The 19,577-nt window shown below is 69.5% G+C and carries 19 protein-coding genes; 12 read left to right on the forward strand and 7 right to left on the reverse strand.

Annotation, left to right across the window (positions count from 1 at the left end; all coding sequences use genetic code 11):
• The first annotated feature begins 27 nt into the window (after nt 1–27).
• From J2851_RS31010 to J2851_RS31020, 3 genes are read left to right on the forward strand one after another with little or no spacing between them, the layout of a single operon-like run.
• Nucleotides 28–1,086 carry a D-TA family PLP-dependent enzyme gene (locus J2851_RS31010; protein ID WP_209771591.1) on the forward strand — a complete coding sequence of 353 codons (1,059 nt, stop codon included), beginning with the start codon at nt 28–30 and terminating at the stop codon, nt 1,084–1,086.
• A gap of 19 nt (nt 1,087–1,105) precedes the next feature.
• On the forward strand, nt 1,106–2,110 hold the full coding sequence (locus tag J2851_RS31015) for an ABC transporter ATP-binding protein (RefSeq protein WP_209771593.1): 1,005 nt from the start codon (nt 1,106–1,108) through the stop codon (nt 2,108–2,110).
• Complete coding sequence (locus J2851_RS31020; protein ID WP_209771596.1) at nt 2,107–3,093, forward strand: ABC transporter ATP-binding protein; 987 nt, start codon at nt 2,107–2,109, stop codon at nt 3,091–3,093. The genes J2851_RS31015 and J2851_RS31020 overlap by 4 nt, the downstream gene beginning before the upstream one ends.
• 111 nt (nt 3,094–3,204) lie before the next feature.
• On the opposite strand, the gene rpiA is transcribed toward J2851_RS31020, so the two are convergent.
• From rpiA to J2851_RS31055, 7 genes are all read right to left on the reverse strand, one after another.
• Nucleotides 3,205–3,924: a ribose-5-phosphate isomerase RpiA gene (gene rpiA / locus J2851_RS31025; RefSeq protein WP_209771599.1), complete on the reverse strand. Its 720-nt coding sequence runs from the start codon at nt 3,922–3,924 to the stop codon at nt 3,205–3,207.
• Nucleotides 3,902–4,882: a phosphogluconate dehydrogenase (NAD(+)-dependent, decarboxylating) gene (gene gnd / locus J2851_RS31030; RefSeq protein ID WP_209771602.1), complete on the reverse strand. Its 981-nt coding sequence runs from the start codon at nt 4,880–4,882 to the stop codon at nt 3,902–3,904. The genes rpiA and gnd overlap by 23 nt, the downstream gene beginning before the upstream one ends.
• Nucleotides 4,883–4,921: 39 nt before the next feature.
• The gene (gene tkt / locus J2851_RS31035; protein WP_417281606.1) at nt 4,922–7,039 is read right to left on the reverse strand and encodes a transketolase; all 2,118 of its coding nucleotides are present in this window, start codon (nt 7,037–7,039) and stop codon (nt 4,922–4,924) included.
• A gap of 60 nt (nt 7,040–7,099) precedes the next feature.
• Nucleotides 7,100–7,804, reverse strand: a complete 705-nt coding sequence (locus J2851_RS31040) for a helix-turn-helix domain-containing protein (RefSeq protein ID WP_246501057.1) — start codon at nt 7,802–7,804, stop codon at nt 7,100–7,102.
• 396 nt (nt 7,805–8,200) lie between these two features.
• Nucleotides 8,201–9,022 (reverse strand): alpha/beta fold hydrolase, encoded by an 822-nt coding sequence (locus J2851_RS31045; RefSeq protein ID WP_209771605.1) that lies wholly within the window; start codon nt 9,020–9,022, stop codon nt 8,201–8,203.
• Nucleotides 9,023–9,164: 142 nt separating this feature from the next.
• Entirely contained in the window at nt 9,165–10,547 is a 1,383-nt protein-coding gene (locus J2851_RS31050) for an FAD-containing oxidoreductase (protein ID WP_209771608.1), read from the reverse strand.
• A 106-nt stretch (nt 10,548–10,653) separates the two neighbouring features.
• Nucleotides 10,654–12,138 carry a methyl-accepting chemotaxis protein gene (locus J2851_RS31055; RefSeq protein ID WP_209771611.1) on the reverse strand — a complete coding sequence of 495 codons (1,485 nt, stop codon included), beginning with the start codon at nt 12,136–12,138 and terminating at the stop codon, nt 10,654–10,656.
• A gap of 390 nt (nt 12,139–12,528) precedes the next feature.
• Between J2851_RS31055 and J2851_RS31060 the strand changes: the two genes are divergently transcribed.
• The 9 genes from J2851_RS31060 to J2851_RS31100 all read left to right on the forward strand — a co-directional run bounded on the left by J2851_RS31060 (nt 12,529) and on the right by J2851_RS31100 (nt 19,541).
• Nucleotides 12,529–14,397: an ATP-binding protein gene (locus J2851_RS31060; RefSeq protein ID WP_209771614.1), complete on the forward strand. Its 1,869-nt coding sequence runs from the start codon at nt 12,529–12,531 to the stop codon at nt 14,395–14,397.
• Nucleotides 14,397–15,095, forward strand: a complete 699-nt coding sequence (locus J2851_RS31065; protein ID WP_209771617.1) for a response regulator transcription factor — start codon at nt 14,397–14,399, stop codon at nt 15,093–15,095. The genes J2851_RS31060 and J2851_RS31065 overlap by 1 nt, the downstream gene beginning before the upstream one ends.
• Before the next feature lie 89 nt (nt 15,096–15,184).
• Entirely contained in the window at nt 15,185–15,565 is a 381-nt protein-coding gene (locus tag J2851_RS31070) for a response regulator transcription factor (protein WP_209771620.1), read from the forward strand.
• A gap of 43 nt (nt 15,566–15,608) precedes the next feature.
• Nucleotides 15,609–16,829 carry an EAL domain-containing protein gene (locus tag J2851_RS31075; protein WP_209771622.1) on the forward strand — a complete coding sequence of 407 codons (1,221 nt, stop codon included), beginning with the start codon at nt 15,609–15,611 and terminating at the stop codon, nt 16,827–16,829.
• A 318-nt stretch (nt 16,830–17,147) separates the two neighbouring features.
• Entirely contained in the window at nt 17,148–17,579 is a 432-nt protein-coding gene (locus J2851_RS31080) for an OsmC family protein (protein ID WP_209771624.1), read from the forward strand.
• Nucleotides 17,580–17,614: 35 nt separating this feature from the next.
• On the forward strand, nt 17,615–17,962 hold the full coding sequence (locus J2851_RS31085; RefSeq protein WP_209771626.1) for an SH3-like domain-containing protein: 348 nt from the start codon (nt 17,615–17,617) through the stop codon (nt 17,960–17,962).
• Nucleotides 17,963–17,965: 3 nt separating this feature from the next.
• Nucleotides 17,966–18,655 (forward strand): nitrile hydratase subunit alpha, encoded by a 690-nt coding sequence (locus tag J2851_RS31090; RefSeq protein ID WP_209771628.1) that lies wholly within the window; start codon nt 17,966–17,968, stop codon nt 18,653–18,655.
• On the forward strand, nt 18,652–19,005 hold the full coding sequence (locus J2851_RS31095) for an SH3-like domain-containing protein (protein ID WP_209771630.1): 354 nt from the start codon (nt 18,652–18,654) through the stop codon (nt 19,003–19,005). The genes J2851_RS31090 and J2851_RS31095 overlap by 4 nt, the downstream gene beginning before the upstream one ends.
• Nucleotides 18,996–19,541: a DUF302 domain-containing protein gene (locus J2851_RS31100; protein WP_209771632.1), complete on the forward strand. Its 546-nt coding sequence runs from the start codon at nt 18,996–18,998 to the stop codon at nt 19,539–19,541. Before J2851_RS31095 ends, J2851_RS31100 begins: the two co-directional genes overlap by 10 nt.
• The last annotated feature ends 36 nt before the right edge of the window (nt 19,542–19,577 follow it).

Consider the following 19,577-nt stretch of genomic DNA (forward strand, 5'->3'; position numbering starts at 1 on the left):
ACTGCTCTCTTGTCACGGAGCCGATCCATGCGCGTCGACGATCTCGACACCCCCGTTCCCGTCATCGATCTCGACCGGGTCGAGCACAACTTGGCCAAGATGCAGGCCTACTGCGACAAGCACGGCCTTGCGCTTCGCCCGCACATCAAGACCCACAAGCTGCCCCAGTTCACCCAGCGCCAGATGGAGCTGGGCGCCGTCGGCATCACCTGCCAGAAGATCGGCGAGGCGCTGGTCATGGCGGAGGCCGGCTGCCCGGACATCCTGCTCAGCTACCCCATCGTCGGCGCCGCCAAGGTCGCCCCGCTGGCGGAACTGGCCGGCAAGACGAAGCTCACCGTCGCCATCGACAACCCGGTGGCGCTCGACACGGTCGCCGCCGCGGCCCAACAGGCCGGCGTCGAGATCGGCATCCTCGTGGAGTTCGACAGCGGCGACGGCCGCTGCGGCGTGCAGACGCCGGAGGACGCGCTGACGCTGGCCCGCCGCGCCAACGGCAACGGGCTGACCGCCTTCCGCGGCCTGATGACCTACCCGCGCGGCCCCCGCACCGTGCCCTTCGTGGCCGACACCCGCAAGCTTCTGGACGAGGCCGGCATCCCGCTGCAGACCGTCTCGGTCGGCGGCACGCCCGGCTGCTGGGACACGCACGAGTTGCCCGGCGTGACGGAGCTGCGCGTCGGCACCTACATCTACCACGACCGCGCCACGGTCGGCGCCGGGGTGGCGACGCTGGACGAATGCGCGGTGCACGTCATCGCCACCGTGGTCAGCCGCCCGACCGAGGACCGCGCCGTGCTCGACGCCGGATCGAAGACGCTGTCCAGCGACCGCGTCGCGCCGTCCGTCGGCGAGGGCTTCGGCCTGATCCTTGACTACCCCGACGCGGTCATCACCCGCGTGAACGAGGAGCACGCGGTGGTCGACCTCTCATCTTGCGCCAAAAAGCCCGCCATCGGCGAGCGGCTGCGCATCCTGCCCAACCACGTCTGCGTCGTCAGCAACCTGCACGACCGCATGGCGGTCAGCCGGAACGGCGAAGTGATCGGCGAATGGCCGGTCGCCGCCCGCGGCTGCACCCGCTAACCCCCTGGAGGAACCGGCGATGGACGCGGACATCACGCTGGACATCCGCAACCTGGAAACCCACTTCGCCGCCGACCCCGGCGTGTCGAAGGCGGTGGACGGCGTCTCGTTCAAGGTGCGCCGGAACGAGACTCTCGCCGTCGTGGGCGAGTCCGGCAGCGGCAAGTCGGTCACCAGCCTGTCGGTGATGCGGCTGATCCCGACTCCGCCCGGCCGCATCGCCGGCGGCGAGATCCTGTTCCGCGGCCGCGACGGCCGGGTGCGCGACCTCGCCCGCCTGTCGGAGAAGGAGATGCGGAGCGTCCGCGGCAACGAGATCGGCATGATCTTCCAGGAGCCGATGACCTCCCTGAACCCCGTCTACAGCGTGGGCGACCAGATCGGGGAGGCGCTGCGCTACCACCAGGGGATGGACCGCAAGGCGGCGCGGGCGGAAGCGCTCGCCCTGCTGAAGAAGGTCGGCATCCCGGCGGCGGAGCGGCGGCTGGACGAGTTCCCGCACCAGATGTCCGGCGGCATGCGCCAGCGCGTGATGATCGCCATGGCGCTGGCCTGCCGCCCCACGCTGCTGATCGCCGACGAGCCGACGACCGCGCTGGACGTGACCATCCAGGCGCAGATCCTCGACCTGATGCGCCGCCTCCAGGCGGAGACGGGCACCTCCATCCTGTTCATCACGCACAACCTGGGCGTGGTGGCGGAGATCGCGCACCGGGTCGTCGTCATGTATTCCGGCCGCGTGGTGGAGGAAGGGGACGTCCGCTCCCTGTTCAAGAACCCGCGCCATCCCTACACGCGCGGGCTGCTCGCCTGCATGCCGAACCTGGGGCAGAGCCGCGGCGAGGCCGCCCGGCTGGAGGCCATCCCCGGCAACGTGCCAAGCCCGGTGAACCGCCCCAAGGGCTGCACCTTCGCCCCGCGCTGCCCCTGGGCCGAACCCGCCTGCACCACCGCCGAGCCGGTCCTGGAGCCGGTCGGTCCTGACCATTCCGCCCGCTGCCGCCGCTGGAGGGACCTGCCGTGACGACTCAACCCCTTCTTCAAGTCCGCGGTTTGGAAAAGAAATTCCCCATCCGCGGCGGCCTTCTGCAACGCCCCGTCGGCTGGGTGAAGGCGGTGGACGACCTGTCCTTCGACCTGAACCGGGGCGAAGTGCTGGGGCTGGTCGGCGAATCCGGATCCGGCAAGACCACGGCCGGGCGCAGCATCCTGCGGCTGATCGAGCCGACCTCGGGCTCCATCCGCTTCGACGGGGAGGAGGTCACCGGCCTGCCCCCGGCGAAGATGCGGGCGCTGCGCCGGCGCATGCAGATCGTTTTCCAGGATCCCTACGCCAGCCTCGACCCGCGCCAGCGCGTCCGCGACGTGATCGGGGAGGCGCTGACCATCCACAACATCGGCACCAAGGCCGACCGCCGCGACCGCATCGCCGCGCTGCTCCAAAAGGTCGGGCTGACCGCCGACGCCATGGACCGCTTCCCGCACGAGTTCTCCGGCGGCCAGCGCCAGCGCATCGGCATCGCCCGCGCGCTCGCGGTGGAGCCGGACTTCATCGTCGCGGATGAGCCCGTCTCGGCGCTCGACGTGTCGGTGCAGGCGCAGGTGGTCAACCTGCTGGGCGACCTCCAGCGCGAGCTGGGGCTGGCGGTGCTGTTCATCGCCCACGACCTCGCCGTCGTGCGCTACATCAGCGACCGCGTCGCGGTGATGTATCTCGGCCGCCTGATGGAGCTGGCGCCGAGCGACAGCCTCTACGACCGCCCCCGCCACCCCTACACCCGCGCCCTGCTGTCGGCGGCACCGGAGCCCGATCCCGACGCGCCCAAGCAGCGCATGCTGCTGGAAGGCGACGTGCCGAGCCCGATGAACCCGCCCACAGGCTGCGTCTTCCGCACCCGCTGCCCCTTCGCCCTGCCCGCCTGCGCCGAGCCCGCCGCCCGCATCCCGCGCGAGATCGCGCCGGGCCACGTCGTCTCCTGCATCCGCGACGACGTGATCGCGGGGTAAGGACGAGAAAGCCCCTCTCCCTTGAGGGGGTGAAGCCTGCGGACGCCTTCGGCCTCCTTCAGCTTCACCCCCTCAAGGGAGAGGGGCTTTTCCTCGCCATTTCAGCCGCTTTTACTGAGGAGTGAGGCACTGGACGCCCTGCGCCGTCCCGACGAAGGCCTCGGCGGCCATGCCGATGAACAGGCCGCTGTCGACGACGCCGACCATGGCGCGGAGTTGCCGGTCGAGCGCCGCCGGATTGGCGATGGGGCCGGTGCGGCAGTCGGCGATGGCGTGACCGCCGTCGGTGCGGAAGGGTTCGCCCGAACCGGCGATCCGCCGCAACAACGGGGCCAGCCCCGCGTCGGCGAGGCGGTCCAGCGTCGGCTCCAGGCCGAAGGGCACGATCTCGACGGGCAGGGGGGCGCGCTCGCCGAGGCGGTCGACCAGCTTGGTCGCGTCGGCGATGACGACGAAGCGGCGGCTCGCCGCGGCGACGATCTTCTCGTACAGCAGCGCGCCGCCCAGGCCCTTGATGAGGTTCAGCGTTCCGCGCTCCACCTCGTCGGCGCCATCGATCGCGAGGTCGAGGCGCCGGTGGGCGGCAAAGTCGGTCAGCGGGACGCCGAGCCGCCGCGCCAGCGCTGCCGTGGCCTCCGACGTCGGGACACCGGAGACGCGCAAGCCCTTTGCTATCCGCGCGGCGAGTGCCTCCAGCGCGAAGGCCGCCGTGGAGCCGGTGCCGAGGCCGACGACCATGCCGTCCTCGACCAACGTCACGGCCGCTTCCGCGGCGGCCCGCTTCAGCCGGTCCTGCTCGGCTTTCGCGTCAGCGTTGAGAAGGCTCGACATGGCCGCCGAAGCCCTTGCGCATGGCCGACAGCATCTTCTCCGCGAAGGTGTGGTCCTGGCGGGAGCGGAAGCGTGCGTACAGGGCGGCGGACAGGACCTCCGCCGGGACCGCCTCCTCGATGGCGGCCATCAGCGTCCAGCGGCCCTCGCCGGAATCCTCGACCACGCCGGGGAACTCCGACAGGGTCGGGCTGCGGGCCAGCGCCGTGGCGGTGAGGTCGAGCAGCCAGGAACTGACCACGCTGCCGCGCCGCCACACCTCCGCGATGTCGGGAAGCGGCAGGTCGAAGCGATGCTCCTCCGGCAGGGACGCGGAGTTGGCGTTCTTCAGGATGTCGAAGCCCTCGGCGTAGGCCTGCATCAGGCCGTATTCGATGCCGTTGTGGATCATCTTCACGAAATGGCCGGCGCCGCAGGGGCCGGCGTGGAGGTAGCCGTTCTCCACGCGCTGGTCGCGCCCCTCGCGGCCCGGCGTCGCCGGGGCGGCGTCGCGGCCGGGGGCGAGGGCGGCGAAGATGGGGTCGAGGCGCTTCACTTCCTCCGTGTCGCCGCCGATCATCAGGCAGTAGCCGCGCTCCAGCCCCCAGATGCCGCCGGACGTGCCGACGTCAAGGTAATGCAGCCCCTTCTCCTTCAGGGCGGCGCCACGGCGGATGTCGTCCTTCCAGAAGGTGTTGCCGCCGTCGATGATGGTGTCGCCGGGCGACAGCAGCTCGGCCAGCTGCCACACCGTGTCCTCGGTGACCGCGCCGGCGGGCAGCATGACCCAGACCGCGCGCGGCGGCTCCAGCTTCGCCACCAGATCGCGCAGGTCGGCGCTTCCGATGGCGCCGTCCGCCACGGCCGCCTTTACGGAATCCTCGTTCCGGCTCTGGACCACGATGTGATGCCCGGCGCGGATGAGGCGGCGCGCGATGTTCGCCCCCATCCGTCCAAGCCCGACCACGCCAAGCTGCATCGCACGGCTCCCTTCTGTCGATTGCCGGGGGGATTGCGACTACCCGCGGCGTTTCTTGGATGCGGTGATCTGCTCCCGCGCCGCCGCGACGACGGCGTCCTGGGTGAATCCGAACTGGGTCAGCAAATCCTTCAGCGGTGCGGAGGAGCCGAAGGTGTGCATGCCGATCTTGGCGCCGGTCATGCCGACGTAGCGGTCCCAGCCGATGACCGATCCCTGCTCCACCGAGACGCGGGCGGTGACGGCGGGCGGCAGCACGCTTTCGCGATAGTCCTCGTCCTGCCGCTCGAACAGCTCCCAGGAGGGCATGCTGACCACGCGGGCGGGGATCCCGTCCTGCGTCAGCGTCTCGTAGGCGCCGACGCAGAGCGAGACCTCGCTGCCCGTGCCGACCAGGATCACCTCCGGCGTCCGTCCGTCGGGCGGGTCGGCCAGCACATAGGCACCGCGGGCCAGCCCGGCGGCGGGGGCGTAGCGGCTGCGGTCGAGCGTCGGCACCGCCTGGCGCGTCAGGACGAGGCAGGCCGGGTCGTGCTTCAGGCCGATGATCACGCGCCATGCGGCGACCACCTCCTGCGCGTCGGCCGGGCGCAGCACGGTCAGGCCGGGGATGGAGCGCAGGCCGGCCAGCTGCTCAATCGGCTGGTGGGTCGGGCCGTCCTCCCCCACGCCGATGGAATCGTGGGTGAAGATCCAGATCGCCGGCAGCTCCATCAGCGCGGACAGCCGCAGCGACGGCTTCATGTAGTCGCTGAAGATCAGGAAGCCGGACCCGTAGGCGCGCAGGTGCGACAGGGCGAGGCCGTTGACGACGGCGCCCATGGCGTGCTCGCGCACGCCGAAATGCAGGTTGCGGCCGCCGGGTTCATGGGGTCCGAGGTCGCCGGCGCCCTGGAAGGTCAGCCGCGTCTTGGTGGAGGGGGCGAGGTCGGCCGACCCGCCGATCAGCTCCGGATAGCGCGCGGCGATGGCGTTCAGCACCTTGCCGGAGGAGTCGCGCGTCGCCAGCCCCTTCGCGTCCGCCGGGAAGTCCGGCAGGTCGGCGTCCCAGCCCGGCGGCGGCTCGCGCTTCAGCGTGCGCTGCAGCTCGGCGGCGAGGTCCGGGTGGGCCTTGGCGTAGCGCTCCAGCAGAGCGGACCAGTCCTCGCGCAGCGCACGGCCGCGCCGGCCGACGCCGTCGGCGAAATGCTGGTAGACGCCGTCCGGGACGAGGAACTGCGCGTCCTCCGGCCAGCCGTAGCTTTTCTTGGCGAGCCGGATCTCGTCGGCGCCCAGCGGCTCGCCGTGCGCCGCGGCGGTGTCCTGCTTGTTGGGCGCGCCGAAGCCGATGTGGCTGTGCACGACGATCAGGGTGGGGGCGCCGGACCGGCCGACGCGGTCGAGCGCGTCCAGCAGGGCGACCGTGTCGTTGGCGTCGGCCACGTCCATCACCGTCCAGCCGTAGGCGCGGAAGCGCGCCGCCACGTCCTCGGTGAAGGCCAGGTCGGTGCCGCCCTCGATGGAGATGCGGTTGCTGTCGTAGATCCAGCAGAGATTGGACAGCTTCAGGTGCCCGGCCAGCGAGGCGGCTTCGCTCGCCACACCCTCCATCATGTCGCCGTCGCCGCACAGCGTGTAGACGGTGTGATCGAACAGCGGGAAGTCCGGGCGGTTGAAGCGCGTGGCCAGCCAGCGGGATGCCATGGCCATGCCGACGCTGTTGCCGCAGCCCTGGCCGAGCGGCCCTGTGGTCGTCTCCACCCCCGCGGTCAGGCGGTATTCGGGATGGCCCGGGCACTTGCTGCCCATCTGGCGGAAATGCTTGATGTCGTCCAGCGTCACCGCGGCGCTGCCCAGCGCTGTGCCGTCCGGCCCGATCCCCGCCACGCCCATCAGGTGAAGGGCGGAGTAGAGCAGCATCGACGCGTGGCCGACCGACAGGACGAAGCGGTCGCGGTTCGGCCATTCCGGGTCGGCCGGGTCGTAGCGCAGCGCGTGCTGCACCAGCGTGTAGACCACCGGCGCCATCGCCATCGGCGTGCCCGGGTGGCCGGAATTCGCCTTCTGGACCGCGTCCATCGACAGGGTGCGGATGGTGTCGATGCAGAGCTTGTCCAGGCGGTCACCATCAGGAGACCGGGGCTTGCGGGATGACGGGTCGTTGCTCATCCGATCCATGACTTCGGCGGCTCCATCGTTCCAGACGAGTGTCCAGCCCAGGGACGTGGATCCCGCGGGTTAGAGTTCAAGCTGGTGCTTGCGGCGCCACATGCGCGGGTTCTCGCCGGCGATGCGCCGGAAAATGCGCGAGAAATGCGATTGGTCGGAGAAACCGCAGTCGAGCGCGATCTGGCACAGCGGCTTGGTCGTCCCCTCCAGCATCTCCTTCGCCCGCGCGACGCGCCGGCGCATGATGTAGGCGTGCGGCGGGTGGCCGAAGCTGTCCTTGAAGGCCTGGCAGAAATAGCCGCAGCTCAGCTTCGCCGCGGCGGCGAGGTCCTTGTTCTTGACCGGCGAGGCGAGGTGGGCGTCGATGTAGAGCGTGACGCGCCGGATCTGCCAAGCCGCGAGGCCGGTGCCGCCAGCCACCGTATTTCCGGATGCCGTACGGTCCGGCGTCGTGCTTTCTTCCGGAACGGCGGGGGCTTCCAACGCGGCGGCCGGCGGCTCGGCCACAATGGTTTGCAGGCGCGCCAGCGCCAGGGCCAGGCATTCCTCGACCGACTTGCGGTCCCGTTCCAGGGAATGGCTGGCGACCTCCAGCAGCCGCTCCGCGACCGCGGAGACGCGGTCCGCCCCGGGCAGTTCCGCCACGGCCCGCGGCTGCCGCGGCATCAGGCGGATCTCGGTCCCGGCGCCGTGCCGCGCGAGAATGGCGGAGGAAGCCGCCGCGTCGGCGGCCAAATCCCTGCTGTGAAGCGACGATGACTCGCTGCGCATCATGTCCATCTCCAATCTCCCCTCGAAAAAGGCGCCCTCCGTGGTTGTTCGCCGGAGATTTCCGCCTTCTCATGCATTGATAAATCCGCTTATCCCGCGGAAATGAAACGAATGAACAAAAGAGAGCTATTTTGGAGCAATGAACTGAACTTGTATGAAAAGCTTATTCGATTTGAACAAACCCCACATCCATACTTAGGTTTAGACGCTGTGGACGGAGGTGCAGGGGGGTGCGGGGCAATCCCCTTTCCCCTCTGGGGAGAGGGAAGGGGCCCGTGCGAAGCGTGGGAAGGGTGAGGGTGCTGGCAAGGATCAACGCCGGATTCTTGGAAGCACCCTCACCCGGCCGCTTTGCGGCCACCCTCTCCCGGGACGGGAGAGGGACATACGGCCACTCGCTCAGCCCTTGATGAAGGCCAGCAGGTCGGCGTTGAACTGGTCCTGGTGGGTGACCGGCAGGCCGTGCGGCGCACCGGGATAGACCTTCAGCGTGGCGTTCGGCGCGATCTCGACGGCGCGGCGGGCCGCCGCGTCGATGGGCACGATCTGGTCGTCCTCGCCGTGGATGAACAGCGTCGGGATGGTCATCTTCTTCAGGTCCTCGGTGAAGTCCGTCTCCGAGAACTGCTCGATGCAGTCGTAGGCGCCCTTGACCCCGGCCATCATGCCTTGGAGCCAGAAGGACAGGCGCGTTCCTTCGGACACCTTCGCGCCGTCCCGATTGAAGCCGTAGAAGGGCATGGTCAGGTCCATGAAGAACTGGGCCCGGTTGTCGTAGGTGCTTTTGCGCAGGCCGTCGAAGACTTCCTTCGGCAACCCGCCGGGGTTGGCGGCGGTCTTCAGCATGATGGGCGGCACGGCGCCGGCCAGGATCGCCTTGGCCACGCGGCCGGTGCCGTGCCGGCCGATGTAGCGGGCGACCTCGCCGCCGCCGGTCGAATGGCCGACCATCACGGCGTTCTTCAGGTCGAGCTTTTCAAAAAGCTCGGCAAGGTCGTCGGCGTACTGGTCCATGCTGTTGCCGGTCCAGGTCTGGTCCGAACGGCCATGGCCGCGCCGGTCGTGGGCGATTACCCGATAGCCCTGCTGGCCGAGGAACATCATCTGCCCGTCCCACGCGTCGGCACTGAGCGGCCATCCGTGAGAGAAGACGACCGGCTGGCCGCTGCCCCAGTCCTTGTAGAAGATCTGCGTGCCGTCCTTGGTCGTGATCTTGCTCATGTGTCCCTCCTCTTTGGAAGTACGGCCTTCTCAGACCGTTCAAGTCCATGTCGTTCGGCGTGTTCTTCGAGAGCCACAGTGCAGGAGCGGGAGAGTTGGCGGAACTATACTCAGGTATCGGCATCCTGACGGTTCGTCAGGGTCAGCGGAGCGGCTTCAGCTCGCCGAGCAGGGTCGGAATCAGCTCCGACACGGTCGGGTGGATGTGCACGGCGCGCTGGAGCGTGGGGTAGGGCGCCTTGGCGTACATCATGTCGACGACGGAGTGGATCGCCTCGTCGCCGCCGGGACCGAGGATGGCCGCCCCCAGGATTTCCCGGCTGTCGGCGTCCACGACGATCTTCATGAAGCCCTGCGCCTCGCCCTTCTCCACGGCGCGGCCGACGCGGGTCATCGGGCGCATGCCGACCAGCGCGCGGCGTCCGGACTTGCGCACCGCGTCGTCGGTCATGCCGACGCGGCCGAGCGGCGGGTCGATGAACAACCCGTAGGCGGGGATGCGGTCGCTGACCCGACGCGGGTCATCATCGAGGACGTTGGCGGCGACGATCTCGAAATCGTTGTAGGAGGTGTGGGTGAAGGCGCCGCGGCCGTTGCAGTCGCCCATGGCCCAGACTCCGGGCGCGCTGGTGCGCAGCTGGTCGTCCACGGTGATGGTGCCGCGCGCGTCGGTTTCCACCCCCGCCTTGTCGAGGCCGAGGTCGTCCGTGTTCGGCCGCCGCCCGACCGCGAGCAGCACGTGGGAGGCGACCACCTCCGGCTCCTCCCCCGACGCGCAGGTCACGCCGACGGCGACGCCGTCCGGGTGCGGCGCGAAGCGGATGCATTCGGCGTCCAGGCGGACCCGCACACCCTCCTTCTCCAGGATGTCCTTCACCGCGTCGGAGACGTCCTGGTCCTCCCGCCCGATCAGCCGCGGCCCCTTTTCCACGACGGTCACCGCGCTGCCGAAGCGGCGGTACATCTGCGCGTATTCCAGCCCGATGTAGCTGCCGCCGATCACCACGAGGTGCCGGGGAAGCGTGCCGAGGTCGAGGATCGTGCTGTTGGTCAGGAAGGGGACGTCCCGCACGCCCGGCATGTCCGGCACGGCCGCCCGGCCGCCGACGTTGATGAAGATGCGTTCGGCGGTCAGCACCTCGTCGCCGACGCGCAGCGTGTTCGGGGATTCGAAACGCGCGTGTCCTTGCAACACGGTGCAGCCCGTCATCCCGCGCAGCCATTTTTCCACATTCTCGCGCGACCGGCCGGAGACGGCGTCCATGCGCGCCTTCACGCGCGCCATGTCGACCCGGACGGGGCCGTCCAGCATCACGCCGAACTCCTCCGCCCGGCGGGCCAGATGCGCCACGCGGGCGCTGGCGACCAGCGTTTTGGTCGGGATGCAGCCGGTGTTTACGCAGGTGCCGCCGAACAGGTTGCGCTCGACCAGCGCCACGGTCATGCCGGCCTTCGTCAGGCGATCGGCCAGGGACGGGCCGGCCTGGCCGGCCCCGATGATGATCGCGTCGAACCGCGTGCTCATGCCACCCCTCCACCAGGATCAGGAACATTTCAAGTCCTGGCGGAGACGGTAGAGGCGGCCCGCGGCGCCGCTCAATCATACCTAGGTGTCGCGGCGGCCTCCGCCCTCACCCCAGCAGCGCCTGCGACGTCTCCTTCACCTTCCGCGTGGAGTCGCTGACGACCTGGGTGGCGGAGGCGATGCGGTTCATGCTGCGGCTGACCGAGCCGACGCCCTCCGCCGCGGAGGTCATGTTGGCGGCCATCTCGCGGGTCACCGCCCCCTGCTCCTCCACGGCCGAGGCGATGGCGGCGGAGATTTCGTTGATCTGTGCGATCACGCCCGCGATGGAGCCGATAGCGCCGACCGCCTCGCTCGTGGCGGACTGCACGCTGGCGATCTGCGCCGCGATCTCGTCGGTGGCCTTGGCGGTCTGGTTGGCGAGGCTCTTCACCTCCGACGCCACGACGGCGAAGCCCTTTCCGGCCTCCCCGGCGCGGGCGGCCTCGATGGTGGCGTTCAGGGCCAGGAGGTTGGTCTGGTTGGCGATCTGCTGGATCAGGGTCACCACGTCGCCGATGCGGTTCGCCGCGTCCGCCAGCCCGGCCATGATGCTGTTGGTGCGGGCGGCCTGGTCGACCGCTTGTTCGGTGACCTGCGCCGCGTCGGTCATGCGGCGCCCGATCTCGCCGATCGACGCCGCCAGCTCCTCGGCGCCGGACGCGGCGGCCTGGACGTTCGAGGAGATGCGGGTCGAGGCGAGGGCGGCGCTTTCCGCCTGTTCGTTGGCGGTCGCGATCGAGCGCGTGATGGCGCCCAGTTCCCCGTCGATCTCCGTCTGGACCGTGCTGCGGCGCAGCCGTTCCCGCACCTGCGCGGTGATGTCGGTGGCGAACTTGACGACCTTGACCGGCGTCCCGGCCGGATCGAGGATCGGGTTGTAGCTCGCCTGGATCCAGACCTCCCGCCCGTCCTTGCCGATGCGCCGGAATTCGGCGACCTGGTAGCGGCCGTTGCGCAGGGCTTCCCAGAAACGGCGGTAATCTGCGCCGTCCCGTTCGGCGGGATCGACGAAGATGCTGTGATGCCGGCCGCGCACCTCGTCCAGCCTGTAGCCGAGCGCCGTCAGGAAATTGCCGTTGGCGTCGAGGATGGTGCCGTCCATGGCGAAATGGATGACGGCCTGCGAGCGGTTGATGGCGTCGATCTGGCCCTGGAAATCGGAGAACAGCCGCTTGCGTTCGGTCACGTCGGTGGCGAACTTGATCACCCGCACGGGCTTGCCGTTGCCGCCCAGGATCGGGTTGTAGCTCGCCTGGATCCAGATCTCCCGCCCGTCCTTGCCGATGCGCCGGAATTCCGCCGTCTGGTGCCGGCCCTGGCGCAGGGCGTCCCAAAAGCCGCGATAGGCGGCACCGTCCCGTTCGGCGGGATCGACGAAGATGCTGTGGTGCTTGCCCTTGATCTCCGCCAGCGTGTAGCCGACCGCCGTGAGGAAATTCTCGTTCGCTGAAATGATCGTGCCGTCCATATCGAATTCGATGACGGCTTGCGACTTATCCAAAGCGTTGAATTTTGCCTTCAATTCGGAGCCACTGATCAGACCCAACATCCCGTCCTCCGAAATGCATATGCCGCCCTGGGTTGCGCGTGCGATTTGTTTGAACGTTGGCAGAGCACATGTTCGCTGTCCACAGCGAAATTCGAAGCAATTTTTCGAATATTTTGTTCTTCTGACCATTGGACGATGCCGGCCACCCCCGGCGCGTGCAGCCGGAACGGCTCCGCCCAAGCCGTCGCCCCGCCGTCGATGTGCGGATTCGACAAAAACATTCAACCTGTTCAAGACGCCCCCGGACGCGCATGGAAAATTCCAGCCTGCGCAGGAATAGAACCTTCGGGCTTAGCGAAAATGACCGGGTCCCCGCGAAAGGCATATTCGGAGCCGCGGGCGGCCCTGCGGCTCGCGGGGCCGTGGGGCCGGGGCGGCTGGCGGGCGGCCATGGCGCTGCCCTTGGCGGCGCTGGTGTTCCTGGTCGATTCCGGCACCTCCCTGCCCAGCGCGGTCGCCGTCCTGTACGCGGGGATCGTCCTTCTGGTGGCGGAGGACTGCGCGCCGCGCACGGTCCTGCTGACCGGCCTGGGCTGTGCGCTTCTTGCCGTCGGCAGCTTCCTCGCCATGCATTATGGCGAGCCGTGGGGGGCGAGCCACCTGCGGCTTGCGGTCAGCCTCGCCGCCATCGCGATCACGACGCTGCTCGCCCTGCGCAAGGGGTCCGCCGAGCGGATCCTGGGCCAGCAGGCCGAAATCCTCGACCTGACGCACGACACGGTCATCATCTGCGACGCCGACGACATCATCCGCTATTGGAACGGCGGGGCGGAGAAGCTGTACGGCTGGACCCGGCACGAAGCCGTCGGCGCCCGCTGCCAGGATCTGCTGGGCACGCGCTTTCCGGTCCCGGTCAAGGAGATCGAGCGGTTGCTGCGCACCACGGGATCCTGGAGCGGCGACCTGGTCCGCACCCGCCGCGACGGACAGCCGGTGGAATTGCAGACCCGCCTGCTGTGGCGGCCCGCCGCGGGCGGGGAGCGCGGCGACGTCATCGAGACGAGCGCGGACATGACCGAGCGGAAGCGCGCCGACGCCAGCATCCGCAACGCCGAACATCGTTACCGCCTGATCTTCCAGAACGCCGGGGTGGCGATCTGGGAAAACGACTTCTCCCGCCTGTTCGCCGCCCTGGAAGGGCTGGAGGCGAGCGGCGTGACCGACGTCCGCGCCCATCTGCTCCAGGACCGGGCCTTGGTCCGGCGGCTCGTCGGGATGGTCGCGGTGACGGACGTGAACGAGACCGCCGTCGCGCTGTTCCAGGCGGCGGAGCGCGGGCAGCTGCTCGGCTCGGTCGGATCGGCCATCTCCACGCCGGAGGCGGAAGAGACCTTTGCGCGGCTGGTCGCGTCCATGTGGGACGGGGACGGCCGGGGCGAGGCGGAAACGTCGTTCCAGACCCTGGCGGGGGAGCGGATCGACGTCCTGCTGCGCCTGACCATCCCGGCGGAGGCGACGCGCTGGGAACGGGTGCTGGTCACCATGCTGGACGTGACGGAGCGCAACCGCACGCAGCAGGCGCTGACCCGCACGCTGGCCGAGCTGGCCCACGCCTCGCGCGTGTCGACGCTCGGCCAGATGGCGGCCTCGATCGCGCACGAGGTGAACCAGCCGCTGTCCGCCATCGTGACCTATGGGGAGGCGGGGCGGCGCTGGCTCAAGCGCGAGGCGCCGGGGGCGGAGGAAACCGCCGCCTGCCTCACCCACATGCTCGACAACGGCCGCCGGGCCGCCGAGGTGATCGAGCGCGTGCGCGCGCTCAGCCGCAAGAGCGTTCCGCGCAAGGAGCGCTTCGCCCTGTGCGAGGTGGTCGACGCGTCGCTGGTGCTGGTCCAGCGCGAGCTGGCGACCGGCGGCATCACGCTTCGCCAGACCATGGAGGCCGGCTTGCCCGAAGTCCTCGGCGACCGCATCCAGATCCAGCAGGTGATCATGAACCTGCTGCTGAACAGCATCCAGGCGCTGGTCGTTGTGGACGGCCCGTCGCGGGTCCTGTTCATCGACGTCGCGCGGTCCGACCCGGACATGATCCGCGTCGCGGTCCGGGACCGCGGCGTCGGCATCGCCGAGACGGACCTGGGCCAGCTGTTCGAACCGTTCTTCACGACGAAGTCGAACGGCATGGGCATCGGGTTGTCCATCTGCCGGTCGATCGTGGAATCGCACGGCGGCCGCATCTGGGCGTCGAACAACGGTGGGGATGAAGGCGGCGGCGCGACGGTCCAGTTCACGCTTCCGGTTGCCAGGGAGGGCGCCTGATGGCTTCGACGATCCCCTACGGGGCCTCCAACGACGGGTCCGGCGACACACCCGGCGATGACACGCCGACGGTGTTCGTCGTCGACGACGATCCGGAGGTCCGCGGGGCCCTGTCCAGCCTGTTCCGGTCCGTGGGCCTGCGGGCGGTGGTCTTCGCGTCGCCGGGGGAATTCCTGGCCCACGGACGGTCCCCGTCGCCCTGCTGCCTGGTCCTGGACGTGCGGTTGCAGGGAATCGACGGCATCGACTTCCAGACACAGCTCGCCAGCTCCGACCGGCCGATCCCGGTGGTGCTGATGACCGGCCACGGCGACATCCCCATGACCGTGCGCGGCATGAAGGCCGGCGCGGTCGACTTCCTCCCCAAGCCCTTCCGCGAGGAGGACATGCTGGCCGCGGTGGGGGAGGCGATCCGGACGGACCGCGGACGCCGCCAGCAGGAGGACGAAAGCGACCGCCTGCGGGCCACCTACGAGACGCTGACCGCGCGCGAGCGCGAAGTCATGGGCCTCGTCGCCGCCGGGCTGATGAACAAGCAGGTCGCCGGCAAGCTGAACATCAGCGAGATCACGGTGAAGATCCACCGCGGCAACGTTATGAAGAAGATGGGCGCCCAGTCGCTGGCGGATCTTGTCCGGATGGCGGAGACCTTGCAGGTCCGGGTTGCGTCCGTGGGCCGCTACCAGACTTGTGTATAGTGTCTCGGTTGTGTGGGGTGAGATTATAGCCTTGTAGCGACGGCCGGCGGACGTGCCGCGACAACCCGTCGCTTCCGGGGATCCCCCAAGTGCCGCACTCTCACCTCATTTCGATCGTCGACGACGACGAGGGCGTCCGTTCGGCGACCGCCAGCCTGGTGCGCTCGCTCGGGTTGCGGGTGCAGACCTTCGCCTCGGCGGAGGAGTTCCTGGACTCGCCGCAGCGCGACGAGACGGCGTGCCTGGTCACCGACATCCACATGGGCGGCATGGACGGCCTCGACCTCCAGAAGGCCGTGCGGCGCCTGGGGCTCGGCTTTCCCATCCTGTTCGTCACCGGGCTGGCGTCGGACCGGCTGCGCGAGCGCGCCCTGCAAGGCGGCGCCACGGCCTTCTTCACCAAGCCGCTCGACGTCGGGGCGTTCCTGTCCTGCCTGGAGGACTGCCTGCGCGGCCGGTCTTTGCCGTAGGGGTGTTCCGGTGCACAATGGGGAAGGAACTCCGGGGTGTGCGATGATCGATCTTGACCGGACCGGCGCCATGGATGTGCTGCAGCTGGAGGCGGGGGCGCGGATCTTCTCGGAAGGGGAGCCGGGCGACCACGCCTACCTGATCGGTTCGGGTTCGGTGGAGATCGTCACCGGACGGGACGGCCCGCCGGTCGTGCTGGCCCGCCTGGGCGCCGGCGAGCTGATCGGCGAGATGGCGGTGATCGACGACCACCCGCGCTCCGCCACGGCGCGGGCGCTGGAGCCGGTCGAGCTGCTGGTGATCACCCGGGACGTGCTGCGCGGCTACCTGGAGAGGGCCGACCCACTGCTCAGCCGCCTGCTGCACGTCCTGATCGCCCGGATGCGCCACGCGCAACGCGCCCTGGTGCAGCGCACCGATGACGTGCCTTCCGCCTCCCTGGAGGATTCGGCGGAAGGCGGGGAGGGCGACGTCTTCTCCCTGCTGATCGATGACCTGAAGATCCGGCAGGCCCTGGCCGAGGGCGCGCTCGAACCCTTCTTCCAGCCCATCGTGGAGCTGGGGTCGGGGCGGCTCGCCGGTTTCGAGACGCTGGTCCGCTGGCGCCATCCGGAACGCGGGCTGGTCATGCCTGCCGACTTCATCCCAACGGCGGAGCGCAGCGGCCTGATCCGCGCCATCGACCTCCACGTCTTCGAGCGGGCCGCGCGGGCGGTGCTGGCGGCGCAGGGCGCGGGAAACGGCGAGGACACGCCCTTCCTCAGCATCAACCTGTCGGGCAGCCACTTCGCGTCGCTGGACGTCATCGACCAGCTGGCCGCGATCATCGAGGACACGGGCTTCCCGCCGCAGCGCCTGAAGGTGGAGATCACCGAGGGCGTGCTGGTGGCCCATCCGGAACGCGCGCTGGCCGTCATCGAGGCGATCCACGGGCTGGGCGCGCAGGTGTCGCTCGACGACTTCGGCACCGGCTATTCGTCGCTCAGCTACCTGCACCGCTTCCCCATCGACGTGCTGAAGATCGACCGCAGCTTCGTCGTGGGCATGGCGGAGCACCCGCGGACGGCGGCCATCACCAAGGCGATGCTGCAGCTGGCCGGCGCGCTCGGCCTGCAGGTCGTCGCCGAGGGGATCGAGACCGACGGCGTCGTGCCGCGCCTGCGCGACCTGGGCTGCCATTACGGCCAGGGCTGGCTGTTCGGGCGCCCCATGCCGGCCGACGCCATGCAGCGGCTGGTCGCCAGCCGCCGCGCAGTCGGCTGAAGCACTCCTGCGCGCGGTCCCAAAGACGGGCGCATCGTTCTATAAGTCCTGCCAGTGTTCGCCTAAGTTCCGGCATGTGTCGAGCACCGCCGTTGCAGGACACGGCGCAGAGACGGCATCCATCGGTATTGCTACCCAAACCGCAATTCAGCCGGTTTGCCCGGCAGGCTCCTGGGCCGGGCATGGAGGTCGGGCCGGGCGGCGATGACGCCCCCACATCCTGCCTGGACCCGACCTCGTTCTTTCGTCAACGGACATGATCCAAGCCGCCGGACCCCGCACAGCGTCGAGGGCGCGGCATCGAGGAGGAAACCACGCATGAAGATCAAGCGACACGGTTCGGCCGAATGGCGCGGTGGCCTGAAGGACGGGCGCGGCGCCATTTCGACGGAAAGCGGCGCGCTGAACGCCTATCCCTACGGCTTCGCCAGCCGGTTCGAAGGCCAGCGCGGCAGCAATCCTGAAGAACTGATCGGCGCCGCCCACGCCAGCTGCTTCACCATGGCCCTGTCGCTGATCCTCGGCGAGGCCGGGTTGAAGGCGGAGCGCATGGAGACCCGCGCCGACGTGACGCTGGAACAGGTCGAGGGCGGCTTCGCCATCACGGCCATCCACCTGACGCTGAACGCCACGATTCCGGGCACCGACGCCGCGACCTTCGAACGGCTGGCCGGCGCCGCCAAGGCCAACTGCCCCGTCTCGAAGCTCCTGAAGGCGGACATCACGCTCGACGCCACGCTGGCCGGCTGAGCCGGGCCGAAGGGCTCCTGACACGAGGATTCCGCATGCCATCACCGACGCCCGCCCATGGCGGCCGCATTCCCGGGGTCGTGCCCGCGGACGGCGAGGAGCCGGCCTTCGCGCCCGGGGACGCCGTCCGCATCCGGACGCTGTCCCCGGTCGGCCACTACCGCGTCCCGCTGTACCTGCGCGGCAAGGCCGCCTCCGTCGAGGCGGTCATCCGACCGGCCGCCATCGACAACGAGGAGGAAGGCTACGGCCGCAACGCCGGATCGCGGCGCCACTACTACCGCGTGGCCGTCCCGATGACGGCGATCTGGGCCGACTATCGCGGCAACGCCGCCGACAGCCTGCGCATCGAAGTCTTCGAGACGTGGCTTGAGAGGATCTGACGAATGGGCCAGCAGAATCAACATCATGACCACGATCATGACCATGGCCACGATCATGACCACCCGCACGCCGAGATCGCCCAGACCGGGATGCCCGGCTATTACGAGATCATGGAGACGGCGGTCCGCGAACTGCTGGTCGAACGGCGGCTGATCGGCCCCGACGAGATCCGGCGCCAGATCGAGGTGCTGGACTCCCGCACCCCGGCGCTGGGCGCCAAGGTGGTGGCGCGCGCCTGGGTCGACGCGGACTTCCGCCGGCGCCTGCTCGCCAACGGGCGGACCGCCTGCGAGGAGCTGGGGATCAGCTTCTACGACGACACCCAGCTGATCGTCCTGGAGAACACGGACAAGGTCCACAACCTGATCGTCTGCACGCTGTGCTCCTGCTACCCGCGGCCGGTGCTGGGGCTGCCGCCGGACTGGTACAAGCTGAAGGCCTACCGGGCGCGCGCGGTGGTGGAGCCGCGCGCCGTGCTGGCCGAATTCGGCACCATCATCCCCGACGACGTGGAAATCCGCGTCAGCGATTCCACGGCGATGGTCCGCTACCTCGTGCTGCCCCGGCGGCCCGATGGCACGGAGGGCTTCAGCGAGGAGCAGCTGGCGGCGCTGGTGACGCGCGACGCGATGATCGGCGTGGTGCCGGTAACCCTGACGGCGCCCCCTGCGCCCGGAGGAACGCTGCAATGACCGCGACCGAACATCTGGTGAAGCGCCTGCCGAACGACATCGGCGGCCTGCCCGCCGAGCCGATCCAGCGCGTGGAGCACGAGCTGGAGCCGTGGGAGAAGCGCTGCCACGCGCTGGCCGACGTGCTCGACTTCCACAAGATCATCAACACCGAGGAAAAGCGCCGCGGTGTCGAGGCGCTGGGCAGCGAGATGGTCGGCAAGCTCAGCTATTACGAACGCTGGATCGCCGCCTTCGCCAACATCCTCTTCCAGAAGGGCGTCCTGACGCCGGGCGAGCTGGCCCGGAAGATGGCGGAGGTGGAAGCGCGCTTCGCGGAAGAGGCCGCCGACCGCAAGCCGTGCCCATAACGCGCTTGGCCGCCGGGGCGCTGCTGGCCGCCCTGGCGGCGGCGTCCTTACCCCCGCCGGCCGCCGCGGCCGGCAACAGCGAGCGGACCATGACGCAAACGCCATCCGCGCAAGGACTCATCGTTTCCCCCAGCCGTTTCGGGCCGAAGGAGACCATGGACCGGCTCGTCACCGCCGTCAGCGAGGCCGGAATCGGCATCGCCGCGCGCATCGACCACGCGGCGGCCGCGGCCAAGGCCGGGCTGGCCCTGCGCCCGACGGAGGTTCTGGTCTTCGGCAACCCGAAGGCCGGCACGCCGGTCATGCAGGCGGTCCCGACCATCGCCATCGACCTGCCGCTGAAGGCGCTGGTCTGGCAGGACGAGGACGGACGGACTTGGCTGGCCGTCAACGATCCCGTTTGGCTGGCCGAGCGCCACGGTGGGGCTGCGGGCACGGAGGCCAACCTGCGCGCGATGGCCGCCGGCCTCGTCGCCCTGGCCGCCCGCGCCACCGCGACGGACATCGGTCCCGCGGACGCCCCGCCTCCGCGCTGACCGGCGCGGGGCACCATAACCGCTCAACGAGGAAAC

It is taken from the genome of Azospirillum rugosum, from assembly GCF_017876155.1.
GTDB classification, from domain to species: domain Bacteria; phylum Pseudomonadota; class Alphaproteobacteria; order Azospirillales; family Azospirillaceae; genus Azospirillum; species Azospirillum rugosum.